General features: G+C 40.7%; 7 protein-coding genes. 3 read left to right on the top strand and 4 right to left on the bottom strand.

Going from position 1 to position 13,254, the window contains the following annotated elements; genetic code table 11:
* Positions 1-181: 181 nt before the first annotated feature.
* From H6G73_RS09575 to H6G73_RS09565, 3 genes are all read right to left on the bottom strand, one after another.
* Positions 182-1,084 (bottom strand): cation diffusion facilitator family transporter, encoded by a 903-nt coding sequence (locus H6G73_RS09575; protein WP_190603698.1) that lies wholly within the window; start codon positions 1,082-1,084, stop codon positions 182-184.
* Positions 1,085-1,524: 440 nt separating this feature from the next.
* Positions 1,525-2,904, bottom strand: coding sequence for a cytochrome c biogenesis protein (locus H6G73_RS09570; RefSeq protein WP_190603696.1), 1,380 nt, complete (start codon positions 2,902-2,904; stop codon positions 1,525-1,527).
* A gap of 3 nt (positions 2,905-2,907) precedes the next feature.
* Positions 2,908-3,648 carry a cytochrome c biogenesis protein CcdA gene (locus H6G73_RS09565; RefSeq protein WP_190603694.1) on the bottom strand — a complete coding sequence of 247 codons (741 nt, stop codon included), beginning with the start codon at positions 3,646-3,648 and terminating at the stop codon, positions 2,908-2,910.
* 373 nt (positions 3,649-4,021) lie between these two features.
* On the opposite strand from H6G73_RS09565, the gene H6G73_RS09560 reads away from it, so the two are divergent.
* From H6G73_RS09560 to dacB, 3 genes are all read left to right on the top strand, one after another.
* Positions 4,022-5,383 (top strand): GTP-binding protein, encoded by a 1,362-nt coding sequence (locus H6G73_RS09560; protein WP_190603799.1) that lies wholly within the window; start codon positions 4,022-4,024, stop codon positions 5,381-5,383.
* A gap of 191 nt (positions 5,384-5,574) precedes the next feature.
* Complete coding sequence (locus H6G73_RS09555) at positions 5,575-6,045, top strand: tellurite resistance TerB family protein (protein WP_190603692.1); 471 nt, start codon at positions 5,575-5,577, stop codon at positions 6,043-6,045.
* 278 nt (positions 6,046-6,323) lie between these two features.
* The gene (dacB, locus tag H6G73_RS09550; protein WP_190603690.1) at positions 6,324-7,781 is read left to right on the top strand and encodes a D-alanyl-D-alanine carboxypeptidase/D-alanyl-D-alanine endopeptidase; all 1,458 of its coding nucleotides are present in this window, start codon (positions 6,324-6,326) and stop codon (positions 7,779-7,781) included.
* Between the two features lie 338 nt (positions 7,782-8,119).
* Here the strand turns inward: dacB and H6G73_RS09545 are convergent, their stop codons facing one another.
* Positions 8,120-12,664 (bottom strand): beta strand repeat-containing protein, encoded by a 4,545-nt coding sequence (locus tag H6G73_RS09545; protein ID WP_190603687.1) that lies wholly within the window; start codon positions 12,662-12,664, stop codon positions 8,120-8,122.
* Between the last annotated feature and the right edge of the window lie 590 nt (positions 12,665-13,254).

Genomic DNA, 13,254 nt, shown 5'->3' with positions numbered 1-13,254 from the left:
GGGGAGGGGTCTTCTCAATTTGTTGGTTGCTTTTGGCGAATTCGTATTAATTATATTTTTGCGTAGGGGTTTAGCATTGCTAAACCCTTACCTTTGGTACTTGTCGGTTAAATATTTTTGTAGCGATCGCTGGAAATTCAAGACAGTCACCACGTGATTTTATTTTTTGACCTGTCATCTGTCACTGTGACTCCGGTTCAAAAGTAATATGTGGAGATTGATATTTTGGTGGTTCAACGTGAATGGAAATCCTCACAGGACTGAAACGCTGTTCTAATTGACGTTCCACTTCTTCTGTAATTAAGTGAGCAGTTTCCACATCTGGTGCATCTACAATTAGGTGCATTTCCATAAACACTTGACGGCCCAGGACTCCACGGGAAGCAATTTCATGACAATTAATCACACCAGGGACAGAAACAGCGATCGCATGAATAGCTTCGGGAGCGATCGCCATTTCATCCACTAACCAAGGTAAATTTTCCTTTAAAACTGACCAACCACTCCAAAATACTAATAAAGCAACAGGAAAGGCTAACACAATATCTAACCACTGATAACCCAGCCACACACCAATTAAGCCACCAATTACAGAAATAGTTACCCACACATCACTCATGGTGTGGGTTGAATCAGCAATCAATATTTGGCTACCTACCCGTTGACCAACACCTCGTTCATAAAAAGCAACAAAAATATTCACACCCAGCACCATTAGCAATAACCATAACTCAGGAGCAGATATTCTTACTGGCTCTCCACCTTTAATTATTCTTTCTATTGCTCCTTGGATAATTTCAAAACAAGCAATTCCTAAAAAAGCTGCAATCCCTAAAGCACCTACTGCTTCAAATTTATGGTGTCCGTAGGGATGTTCACGGTCTGGTAATGGAGAAGAAAATTTACTAGCAACTAAACCCAAAACATTGTTAGCACTATCAGTTACACTGTGCAAAGCATCAGCCAGCAGACTTAAAGAACCTGTCCAAGTTCCAACCAATGCTTTTAAAACCAGTACAAACAAGTTTAACAAAAGGGTAATAACTAAAACTTTACGCACCTCAGCGCGGTTATCGTAAATCATAAATAATTACTAAAAAGCTTCATGAATTCTACTGTAAACCGCCCAGGTTAAATTCATACAAAAAAATTGTATCAAACTGTGATGTGATAGGAACTTCTATCTATAGAGAGAAAGTTTTTTGTAAGTTATTGAGATTATTTTTTAACTAACCCTCTTCCATGACTCTAGGGAACACAAAATTTAAGACCTTGATTTAACAAGGGTTTTGGCGATTTATTAATGTTTCAAAATGTTCGCCATATTTTGTTAGTAATAAAATGTTCAAACCTTTATCACATCTGGATTTCAAAATTAGGAAATTATTTTTGTGATTCCCAGTTTAATGAAAGAGGGTTAGTTAACGTCCTAACCGTTCTGTCCATTGCTATAAATAAAATAACCCGCATAGGCGGGTTTGATGTAGTTAATATTGATATTCGTAGACAAGGCAGTTAGGAAATTTAACACTTAGCTGGTGAACTCAGCTTTTCTAAAATCCCTAAAACTTCTTGTTCAAAGGCAACCTGAGCACGGTTAGTTTTGCCCCCAATGTAGAGAATATCTCCTTTCCGCAAAGCCCATATTTGTGAATGGGAAAAATAGCTCATCACTACACCCAACATCAACAAAGCAAAGCCAATATAAACAATAGGAATACCAGGATCAAATTTAATTTGTAATCCTGTACTACCAACCAAATCAATAATTTTTAAATTAATACCATTAACTTGGGTAGACATTCCTGCTCTCACGGTATTAATCAGCTTACCAGTCTGGTCATAAACCAAAACCATACCTTGTAAATCTTTAGCAATTAAAGATACACCTTCACTCATATCAGGTTTTGTAGGTACCCAAGTTCCCCAAATCCGACCTTTACCTTGAGTGTCTAACTGTCCCATAGGAATTTGAAAAATAGGACTATTGTTGTATTGAATTTTGACTCCAGCAATACCCCAATCAGTCTGATAAAAAACTACGCCATGATAACGCAGAGGTTTATTGACATAAATTTTTTCATGGTCAACTTCTTCCCCTTGTTTATTCAAGACAGACATATCTGAATAAAACTGGTCAATGCCACCTTTGGGAGTATAATCAATCCAAAATCGATTAACTTTTACAGACCAATCTTTGAGCACATCTTGAGAAGCAAACGGCCCAGCATCAATAATGTTTTTGACCTGAAATGTACTACCACTGGCAATCATTTCTTGGGCAACAAATCCCGTCATTGCTCCCCAAATTCCACCTAATAGAATAGTGACAATACCGATATGCACGATAATCGGACCAATCCGTCCCACAATTCCTTTACGGGCATAAAGAATATCATCTTGCTCGTGATGCTTATCTTGAAAGATTCGATACTGCTTTTTTTGCAAGATAGGAATCAAAGATTCTAAGGAATCTGTCTTTAATTCGGCACTTAAAGCTAACTTTTGAAATTGCCTTGGTTCTTCGTAATATTTCCACTTTTGGGCTGCTTTTAGTGCTGGTAACTGGCGAGTAAAAGTACAAGCAGTTAAACTAGTACCAAATAAAACTAATAGACTGAGAAACCACCAAGTCCGATACACATGGTCTAAACCAATGACTTGTATGACCTTCCAAGTCAAAAACCCAAATAAAGCTGGATGTTCTGGGTAGTTAGCTTGGTAAAAAGCCGGTGTTTGTCCTTGTTCAATTACAGTTCCAGTGACACTAAATACGGCAATGATTAACAGGAGAATAATTGCTAATCGTAAATCTGTGAGAACGCGCAAAAACTCCTGTCGGAAAAACTTGCGAAAACTTGACCACCAATTTGCAGTTGGGATTGTTGTATTATCTACAGTCATTGCTTAGAAACTACCAAAGGGAATGCGAGAAAGTAAGGAAAAAACACCAAATCCGACTAAAAGCGCACCGCTAACTGGGTTAATCCAGCCAGACCAACGGCGCAATTCTAATAGCTTTTTAATTGTCGCAGTAAAAGTACCTGCTAAAATTAAGGGTGTGACATAGCCAGCGGTGTAAGCAAGTAATAAAACTGCACCTAAAATCAAATCTTGAGTATTGGCAACCCAACCCAGTAAGCTAGCTAAAACGGGGGTACTGCAAGGTGAAGCCACTAACCCAAATGTCAAACCAATGGCATAGGAACGGACTCCTGGTGGTAAATCAGCAGAAATCCAATTAGTATCACCTAAAGACGGAAATTGTAGCGGTAGGGCTTCTAATAGATTTAGCCCCATAATGATAGCGAGAATACTAATAATAATTGGTAAACCAAATCCCACTTGACCGTAAACTTTACCAATTAAGGCTGCAACTACTCCCATTCCTGCTAAGGTGGTTGCTAACCCTAGGGCAAACCAAGTAGACTGTGCAGCGGCTTGGAGACGGCTTTTAGCTTCATAACCGCCAATGTAGCCGATGGTGATGGGTAGCATGGACAGCATACAGGGTGTGAGACTGGTCAGTAAACCAGCAGAAAAAATAATGCCAATGCTGAAAATTGTAAGATGGCTGAGTTGATAGCTAACTAAGTTGTTAGCGAATTGTTCGAGTTGATATATTTGCGTTTGCAGAGTTTCCAGCATGGTGTTGTTTGAGTGGGAAATGCTTACTCTGCTTGAATTCTATCGTAGATTGGATGGGAGGGTGGCTATCTGTCTGTTCATAGGAGTGGCTGGTAAAAGCACCAGGGAGAGAAAATATTTGATAATTTTGTGGGATACAGTGATTGAGGAATTTAATTTCTGCGATGCCTGAAGTTGACAAAGAACATCAACAGGTGAAAAATTCCCTCACAATAAAAAAGAGGCGTTGCTGATTTTGATTGGCATCAATTTAAAACCCTTGTAGAGAGATTTTATGGAATCTCTCTTCATAACCCATATTCAGCAAAGCCAACAAAGACAATTACTTTTCTCACTGTCCCCTACTAAACACTTGACCCCACCAGAAAATTTTGTGCGAAATCTGCAAGAAACCCATTTAAACCGCGCTCGTGCTAGTCTCAGACAAGCATTATCTTGGTATGGATATCTCCGTAAGTCAGGAAAGTTAGGATCAAATCCTGCTTTAGCGAGTGTGGTTAAACCCCAACTGGAAATATTAACTGCCACACTGAATAAATTAGATGCCAATATCATCCGTATTGCGGCCTTTGGCTTGGTGAGTCGGGGTAAGTCTGCGGTTTTAAATTCTTTGTTGGGGGAGAAAATTCTGCAAACTGGGCCGCTTCATGGTGTAACTCAATGGCCTCGTTCTGTGCGCTGGAAACCTGGTGATAAGGTGTTGGTAGAATTAATTGATACTCCTGGTTTAGATGAAATTGAGGGAGAGTCAAGGGCGCAAATGGCGCGGGATGTGGCGCGTCAAGCGGATTTAATTTTATTTATTGTTTCTGGTGATATTACTCGGACTGAGTATCAAGCTTTGTTAGAGTTACGTCAGGCACAGAAGCCGTTAATTTTGGTGTTTAATAAAATTGATTTGTATCCAGAGACGGATAGGGCAGCTATTTATCAAAATTTACAGCAATTAGGGGCGGGTCATCCCCAAGCTGAACCTTTGTTACCTGATGAGATTGTGATGGTAGCGGCAGAACCAGCACCGATGGAAGTGCGGGTAGAGTGGCCTGATGGTAGGGTGAGTTATGAGTGGGAAACACCACCACCACAGGTGGATGAATTAAAGCAGATTCTTTTAAAGATTTTAAATCGGGAGGGGCGATCGCTCTTAGCGTTAAATGCACTAGTACAAGCTAGGGAAGCAGAAGCCACCATTGCCGAAAAAACCATTGATTTTCGTCAACAAGAAGCTGAAAACATCATCTGGCAATTTACCAAATACAAGGCTTTGGTTATTGGCTTGAATCCCATTGCTTTTTTGGATATTGTCGGTGGTGTGATTACAGATTTAGCTTTAATTCGCTCCCTGGCTCGATTATATGGCTTGCCTATGACTAGCTATGAAGCCAGCAAAGTCCTGAAAACGATTTTGTTAAGTTCTGGTGGTTTACTGTTGGGTGAATTGGGCAGCAGTTTTGTGCTGGGTTTAGGGAAAAGTACAGCCGCTATTACCAGTGGTGATAATCCTCTCAATCTTACAGCTTACGCTGGTAGTGCGATCGCCCAAGCTGGAATCGCTGGTTATGGTGCTTACACTGTCGGTAAAGCCGCACAGGTCTATTTAGAAAAAGGCTGTACCTGGGGACAATTAGGCGCTAGCACTATCATTCAAGAAATTCTCTCCCAAGTTGACCAAAATACAATTTTGTATCGCTTACGCCAAGAATTAGGGGGCAATGTTGGCGAATTTAAAAGCTAGTAGCTGTTTATAAAAAAAAGTAACAGCCTCTGTAATTTTTGCGAATGATTTGCGAACCTTAAATGTGGGGAAGTTGTGGTTCAAATTTCTCCTTGATGCCTGATATGAAATTATGGGTTGTCAAGTAGAATGTACCTGGATTTATTCCACCACAGACTTTTTCAACAATTAAAACCCAGCAAAGGATAATTATGTCTCAACGCAAGTTGCCCGAAAGCAGCAGCAGTTCAGTAGCCCTAGAACCAGAAGTAGCGATCGCACTGATTGGATTATATTCGGCAGCTGCTGACGGTGAAGGCATTTCTGCACCCGAAGAAGATACTTTGAGTGAAATGCTAGAAGGCATTGGTGTATTTGACGAATACTCAGAGGCAGATTTTGAGGAGTTGACCAAAAAAGTCACCACCTTGATAGAGGAGGAAGAACCAGAGGAGTTAGTCAGCCAAGCGATCGCATCCTTACCCAATCAAGAAGCTCGTGAAACCGCATATATCACCGCTATATTGGTAGTAGGTGCTGATGAAGAAATGGGAGAAAGTGAAGAAGATTATCTCTATGAACTGCAAGAAGCATTGAATATTTCCGATGACCGGGCTGAAGAAATCATTGATGCCATATTCGGCGATTATGAAGATGATGAATATGAAGAGGAAGAAGAATAATCTTGATATTGCCTCAATGAACAATATTACAAACCGAATCGGAAAAATTGTTTTTGTCAGAATTTTACAACTAAATTAAGTATGCAATTGACAGATAAATACAGCATATTGCCAGCCAATGAGTTACAGACGTGAATGATAATACTCTTGTGGGGTGGGAATCTTAGCCGCCCTTGTGCACTTTCATCACATGAAAAATGCTGTAAATATATTTAATCGCTCATGCTTAGTATTTTTAGACTATCATGAGTTTTTATTTTTTATTAGTAAAACTAACAATGAATTTCAAAAACATAACTCTTAGCCTGATTTTTCTATCTATCAACCTGCAAATTACTACAAATCAACAAATAGCCCAATCTCAAACTCCACCACCTGTAAATACATTCCTCTGTCCTGCACAATTAAACTCATCCATTCCCGCAATAATTAATAACCCCTTATTTCGTCGCGTGCGCTGGGGTATCTTAATTCAAGATATATCATCCCAACAAACTCTTTACAGCCAAGATGCCGAAAAGTTTTTCATTCCGGCTTCTAATACCAAACTACTCACAACTGCTGCGGCATTAAAAGAATTAGGAAGTCAATTTCGTTTTCGTACTTCCATTTATCAAGAGCAAGATGGGGCTGTCAGAATTGTTGGCAGAGGTGATCCCAGTTTAACAGAAGCTAAATTAAAACTTTTAGCACAACAATTAAAACAAAAAGGCATCACAGCAATTAAAAACTTAATTCTTGATGACAGCTATATTCAAGGCGATATTGTTAACCCAACTTGGCAATGGGAAGATGTGCAATCAGATTATGGCGCACCAGTCAGTAGTTTTATTTTAAATGAAAATACATTTAGCTTCCACATCGCACCACAAAATATTGGACAACCACCAACAATAACGGGTAAGGATAATGATGAAATTCAACAATGGGATATCATTAATCAAGCCATTACCGTTCCTCGAAATCAAGAGACATCTATAGAGATTAATCGCGATTTATCTGGCAAAACTCTACGCATTCGTGGTCAAATAGCTGCTAATTCTCAACCCTATGTAGCCACTTTACCTGTCATTGAACCTAATCAATACTTTTTGCGGCGATTCTTGACAATTTTGGCTTCAGAACAAATCACTGTAGATAAAACCTCAATTTCTTCTAGTGAAAATTATCAAAACGAAATTGCCTTTATTGAATCTCCACCTTTATCAGAATTATTAAAAGAAACCAATGTTAATAGTAATAATCTTTATGCCGAATCTTTACTCAAAGCACTAGCCATCAAAAAAACTAAACAGCAAAATCTCAATAGCGCAGACGTAGGTTTAGAAGTTCTCAAAAACAGTTTAAATCAGTTAGGTATTACCCCCGATAGCTATCTTCTCGCTGACGGTTCTGGATTATCAAGACGCAATTTAATTAGTCCAGAAGCCTTAGTTAAAACTTTACAAGCCATAGCTAAAACTCCAGAAGCATCTATATATAGAGTATCCCTACCAATTAGTGGTAAAAATGGCACTCTTAAACAAAGATTTCGTAATACCTCCGCTGAGGGAATTGTCCAAGCCAAAACAGGTACATTACGAGGTGCTGTATCTTTATCTGGATATGTCAACCCACCCCAATATGAACCATTAGTTTTTAGTATTATTGTCAATCAATCTGATCAACCCTCACCAGTTCTCAGAACAGCAATTGATGAAATCGTCATTTTATTAACTCAGTTAAAAAAATGCTAATGGTCAATTCGATTACTTAATATTCATGTAGTGTTGTCGCGTAGCGCAACGCACCGTCATATCACTTAAAAAAAGTAAATTCGATAGCGCAGCGTGACGACGTAGGAGTCATTGAACCTCACCCCAACCCCTCTCCGTGTCGGAGAGGGGCATTGTAATCTGTCATTAGCATCATAAAATTAAGCTTTTAACCATCTCCCTGTTGCGGGGAGAGGTTTGGAGAGGGGTCATACTATTTTCGTCGAACTCAGGTTAAAAATATCCCACGCTAACTAATAAAAGTTAGCGTGGGATATTGTCAATCTATGCTATTTGATTACCTTGCTTTTAAATGTGACTTATGCAAAGTAGGTGCTGATATTAGTAATAGCGCCAAGACTTGGCAAGGTTCCAGAGAAACCAGTGATATTAATCACTAAGTCAGTGGTAGCGTCAAAAGCGCCTGTAGCATCATTGACTATCACATAAGCTCCAGTCAAAGCACCGCTAGTTACTTGCACTAAGGCCGCGGAACTAGCTGCTAGGACTTGATTACCTGTTACTTGACCATTCGCATCATTGAATACTGAACCAACTAAAGCTGAGAGAGTTGTTGCTGTACTATCCGCAGCACGAGTAAACTGGTTGGGAGGATTCAAGTTTGCACCTTCTCCAGAAGCTGAGAAACCTCTCAAGTCAATTCTATCTTCACCAAGAGCAAAATCAGTAATCCGGTCAGCGCCAGTCACTAATGAATGGCCAAACTGGAAGACAAAAGTATCACTACTTGCTCCACCTGTGAGTGTATCTGCACCAGACCAACCATTGATAGTATTAACACTCGCATTACCGACAATTGTGTTGGCAAGAGAGTTTCCAGTACCAATTGATGCTGTACCAGACAGAGTCAAGTTCTCAACATTAGCAATATTCACCATGCTAAAGCTAGCAGTGAATGAGGAGATTGTGTCTGTACCTTCACTAGCATTTTCAACGATACGGTCAGTACCACTATCAACTACATAGGTATCGTTGCCAAGACCACCAGTGAGGGTATCAGCAGTACCACCGCCACCATCTAAGGTGTTATTACCATCACTACCAGTAATGACGTTGTTGAGAGTGTTACCTGTACCACTGGTGTCTCCACTAGTTAATGTTAAGTTCTCAACGTTAGCAACCGTAGCCAGGCTAAAGTTGACGGTGGATTGAACTGTGTCAGTAAATCCGGAACCACTACCAGTACCTTCAACTATGACATCAACTACTGTGTTTGCATCGGAGCTATTGATGACGTAGATATCATTACCCCCACCACCATCAAGGGTATCTTTAGCAACTCCACCATTAATGGTGTTGGCAAGGCTATTACCAGTGATTCTGTTTTCTATACTGTTACCTGTACCATTGATAGCTGCACTGCCAAGAATTAGATTTTCTACGTTGGCAGCTAAGACGTAGGTAGTGATGTTAGCAGCTTCAACCGTGTCAGTTCCTTCACCAGACGCTTCAACAACTGTCTCTGAGGTATTAACTCTGTAGTAGTCATTACCTGTACCACCTACTAAGCTATCACTACCAGAAGTTGTTAAAGCATCAAGAGTGTCATTGCCCAAACCACCAACCAGGGTGTTATTGCCAGTATTACCTGTTAAGTAGTTGTTACTACTATTGCCTGTAGCAGAGAGCGCTCCTGAGCCAATGAGAGTAATATTTTCAAAGTTACTCAAACTGGAGATATCGAAGGAGATACTAGAACGGACGGTATCAGTTCCTTGACCAGTGAATTCTTCAACTAGGTCTCCAACACTATCAACTACATAAGTATCATTACCACTACCACCTCTCATGGTGTCATTACCCGCACCACCATCAAGGGTGTTGATACCTGTGTTACCTAACAACAAGTTGTCAGCAGCATTACCTGTAGCATTGATATTGGCTGTACCAGTGAGGGTAATATTCTCAACGTTAGCACTTAATGCTAGCAAGCTGAAGGTAACTCCGTTGGTGAGAGAACCTGCTTGCACAGTATCAGTTCCTTCTCCACTGGCTTCAACGATTACATCTGTAGTGGTATCAATGATATAAGTGTCATTACCAGTGCCACCTTCTAGTGTATCCGCAGTACCTGTACTACCATCAAGGATATTGTTACTAGCGTTACCTGTTATGTAGTTACTGAGACTATTGCCAGTACCAGTAACGGCTGTACCAGTTAAAGTCAAGTTTTCAACATTGGCTGCCAAAGAGGTAATAGATACGGTTGAGATAACAATATCAGTACCACCACTGCTAGCTTCAACAATTACATCACCACTACTATCAACACGATAGGTGTCATTACCAGTGCCACCAGTCAATGTATCACTGCCAGCACCACCATCGAGAGTGTTGTTATTAGCATTACCTGTAATTCGGTTAGCTACGCTGTTACCAGTAGCAGTAGTAGCACCACCAGTTAACAAGGTGAGGTTTTCAATGTTGGCGTTACTAGCGATACTATAGCTGACAAGCGACTCAACGGTATCAGCAGTTCCCAGTCCAGAGCCTTCAATCACGACATCTGAAGTGACATTAATCCGGTAAGTATCGTTACCTGCTCCACCTTCTAGAGTATCTGTGCCACCAGCACCATCTAAAGTATTATTACCACTATTACCCTTGATGTAGTTAGCATCGGCGTTACCTGTACCAGTAATAGCTCCTGTTCCAGTTAACTCTAAGTTTTCAACATTAGTTGCTAAGGTGATGGTAACACTAGATAAAACTTTATCAATGCCTTGACCAGCAACTTCTGTGATGGTATTACCTGTGTTAGAGATTACATAGGTGTCGTCACCTGCGCCACCAACCAATGTATCAGTGCCAGAACCAGCATCGAGAGTGTCATTACCACCACCACCAAGAATACTGTCGTTACCAGCTACACCAACCAAGCTGTCGTTACCAGCACCACCAAGGATGGTGTCATTGCCAGTTGTACCAGTAATTTGGAACCGCTCTATGTTGCTGAACTTAATACTGTTGGTACCGGAAGTTATATCTCCATTAAAGCCACCAAGGCCATTAGAAACAAAGTTAGTGGTACCAATACCAGCGCTCAGGCTAGCGTAGTTGACAACTAGAGTGTCAATACCCGCACCACCATCAACGGTATCTGTACCTAAACCTGCATTGATGACATCGCTACCACCACCAGTATTGATATTTTCATCATTATCAACGGTGAAGCTGATGGTATCTAAACCCGCACCAGTGGACAAGTTTTTAAAGAGTTCTACACCTGCAACAGTGGTGCCATTACCAACGGTAATTGTGGCTGTGCCTAAGTTATTGATGGTGAGGTTGCCGATGCTACTGGAGAAATCTGCATCCACTAAGAGGTCTCCTGTTCCAGCACCACCAACGATGCTGTCAGCACCACCACCAGAAGTGAATGTGTCATTCCCAGTACCACCACTAAGGATGTCATTACCATAGCCACCGTTCAACGTATCATTGCCACTGCCACCAGTAATTTGGAACCGCTCAATGTTCTTGAAGGCTACACTGTTACTAGAATTGCCGTTGATGGTTCCATCGTAGCCTCCAGTAGCAGGATTGAAAGTGCGGGTAGAAGTGACTGCGGTAGAAAGAGTGGAATAATTGACAATTAACAAGTCGTTGCCACTGCCACCATCAACGGTATCTACACCGGAGCCAGTGTTGATGGTATCACCACCACCACCTGTACTGACATTTTCATTTTGAGTGAGAGTGAAGGTAACTGTGTCTGCACCACTACCAGTTTTCAAGTTGGTAAATACTTCAACACCGCTGACAGAAAGACCACCACCAGTAATAGTGGTTGTGCCCAAACTATTAACTGTTAACCCAGTAGTAGCGCCGGAAAAATCAGCATCGACTAAGGTATCTGTACCTGCACCACCAACGATACTGTCAGCACCACCGCCAGAAGTGAAGGTGTCATCACCATTACCACCTACGAGAGTATCATTCCCAGAACCACCTTCAATGTCATCATTCCCTGTGGTACCAGTGATGCGGAACCGTTGAATCGTGTCAAAGGTAACCTTATTTGTGCCACTGGTAACGATACCACTGTAACTGCCAGTTGCGATGTCATAACTCAAGTTGGCTGGAGGAGTAGCACCGCTACCTGTGGTGGTAATACCAGTGCTGAGAGAGGAGTAGTCAATAACTAAGAGATCATCACCACTGCCACCGCTAATAACGTCATTACCAAGACCACCATTAAGAATGTCATTGCCGATGTTACCTAATAAGGTGTCGTTACCAGCACCACCAGTGATAGTATCGTTACCTGCTAAACCATCTATTTGTTCACCAGTAGCAACGGTAGCAGCGGTGTTGTCATTGCCTGTAGTAGGAGTGACTGTAGCTTGTTCAATCACAACTAAACGACCATTGAGGATAATGGTGGCGGAGTCATCTTCTTCCCGCAGGGCTTGAAGTGTCGCATCGCTTAGTAATTCACCACGGACTAAGGCAGAGAAGATGGCACCTTCGTCACCAGGAGTTTCTTCGGTATTCACTTTTGCATCAATATAGTGACCGATTTCTTCCAGGAGAACGCTGGCTAATACTTCGGGGTTTTGTTGTTCAATGTATTCTTGAGACAGATAAATAGTGTTGGTGGCTTTAGCATAAGCGCCAAGTGCACCGTTAATTTCTGCGGCAGGACGAACTTCCAGGGGAGGTAATTCTGCAAAGTTGCCTTTTGACCACTCTTGTGCCAGTGATTGAGCGATGGAAGTGTTCAAGCTCTGACCAAAGGTGGTGAGCATCACAGGCATGAAGGTTTCAGACTGTGAGAAGGAATGTAGATACTGGCGGGTAATCTCCTGGGTTTTCTCAACTATTTGGTGGCGGTTAACCATATTCTTTACTCCTGTCAGGTAAATTAATTGTCAACTTGGTAAAAACAGCTTCAGTTTGAACTGCGTAGATAAATGTCTATTTACCGTAGTTCTCTGAACCTAGTAATGATCCTGAGTATTAATGAAAAAAATGTGTACAGAGAGACTTTGCGATTTTCTTAAACAATGGCTGAGTTTAGAAAATCTCATCACTCTGTGGTTGGTTTTACCGTTTGTTTCTATAGATGTTGTCTACGCAGTAAGCCAAGTTTGAAAATCTTACTGTCAATTAAATAACAAAATAAACTATACGATGTATAGGGTAATTACACCGAATTTAACAATTCAGCTAACAGAGGTTTATCGGGAGAATAAATATAAAATTTATATCTGTTAGTTCATTTTAGTTAAGTTTAATTAATTAAAATTAGTAATCAAGAATGTAAAATATTTGGTTTTTATGGACGTAGATTGTTGACTGGCAAAGGCTTGACTGATTTATTAAAAAATTTAAAATGAAGCTAATTTATTAATTGATACTGAGACAGATCACAATTTCTTTATATTGGCGACCGTAATTCCAGGTAACTTATTTCACGCAGTTGCTGTTT

Source organism: Richelia sinica FACHB-800, from assembly GCF_014698825.1.
In the GTDB taxonomy this organism is placed as follows: Bacteria; Cyanobacteriota; Cyanobacteriia; order Cyanobacteriales; family Nostocaceae; genus FACHB-800.
Note: the sequence above shows the minus strand (reverse complement) of the source record. Positions and strands in the feature narration are given on the sequence as shown.

Coding starts and splice junctions, on each gene's coding strand:
- dacB (WP_190603690.1), top strand. CDS start 6,324: ATGAATTTCAAAAACATAACTCTTAGCCTGATTTTTCTATCTATCAAC.
- H6G73_RS09575 (WP_190603698.1), bottom strand. CDS start 1,084: ATGATTTACGATAACCGCGCTGAGGTGCGTAAAGTTTTAGTTATTACC.
- H6G73_RS09565 (WP_190603694.1), bottom strand. CDS start 3,648: ATGCTGGAAACTCTGCAAACGCAAATATATCAACTCGAACAATTCGCT.
- H6G73_RS09545 (WP_190603687.1), bottom strand. CDS start 12,664: ATGGTTAACCGCCACCAAATAGTTGAGAAAACCCAGGAGATTACCCGC.
- H6G73_RS09555 (WP_190603692.1), top strand. CDS start 5,575: ATGTCTCAACGCAAGTTGCCCGAAAGCAGCAGCAGTTCAGTAGCCCTA.
- H6G73_RS09570 (WP_190603696.1), bottom strand. CDS start 2,904: ATGACTGTAGATAATACAACAATCCCAACTGCAAATTGGTGGTCAAGT.